Annotated in this window: 1 protein-coding gene; it reads right to left on the reverse strand. The window is 73.2% G+C overall.

Annotation, left to right across the window (positions count from 1 at the left end):
* Positions 1-721: hypothetical protein (locus RTN46_RS16585; RefSeq protein ID WP_312183056.1), on the reverse strand; the 721-nt coding region annotated here is incomplete at both ends.

Consider the following 721-nt stretch of genomic DNA (forward strand, 5'->3'; position numbering starts at 1 on the left):
CCGGGCCGGGCAGCCCGGAGCGCAGCAGCCGGAACGCCTCGTCCTCGACGCTGGCCCGCAGCACGGCCTCGGCCCGCCACAGGTCGCCTGGCTGCTCCACGCCGTCCAGCACCTTTGCGGCAGCCGCCGGGAGCGCTGCACGGAAAGACTCGACGTCCTCTGCCGCTGACCACGCTGTGCCGAGCATTGGCCGCAGCAGCACGGTCAGCCGGCCGGCGCTGACTGGCCTGTCCTCGCGGGACGACAGAGCGGGGGCCACCAGAACTCTGCGGGCGGCGATGAGGGCAGCTGCCGCCGTCGTCCAGCTCCCTGTCTGGGGTGCTGCGGAGGCCAGCCGCCGCAGCTGGACGACGGCCAGAGTGTCAGCCAGGGCGTCTGGCTCGCCGGGATCACCCCAAGGACTCTGTCTCAGGCGTGCGGTCAGGTCCGCAAGCGAATCGGCACCGGCCAGCCGGGGCCAAGCTGTTGCCAGCCCGCCGAGGTCGAAGTACTCCGGCAGCGGGACTGCGGATGCTCTCGAAGCCGTGGCATCCGCGGAGTCCGCCGGGCCTGCCGGGCCTGCCGGGGCAGCCGGGGCAGTGGAGTCCTCGCCGCCGGATTCCTGCAGCCGACGGACGAGGACCGTGATGTTGGCCAGTTCGTAGGCTGCCGCGGCGGCCCGTACCAACCGGGCACCGGAGACCGGGAGCCAGCCGGCCAGTACCCGCAGCTGCCAGAGCAC

It is taken from the genome of Arthrobacter sp. (genome assembly GCF_031988865.1).
Taxonomy (GTDB): Bacteria; Actinomycetota; Actinomycetes; order Actinomycetales; family Micrococcaceae; genus Arthrobacter_B.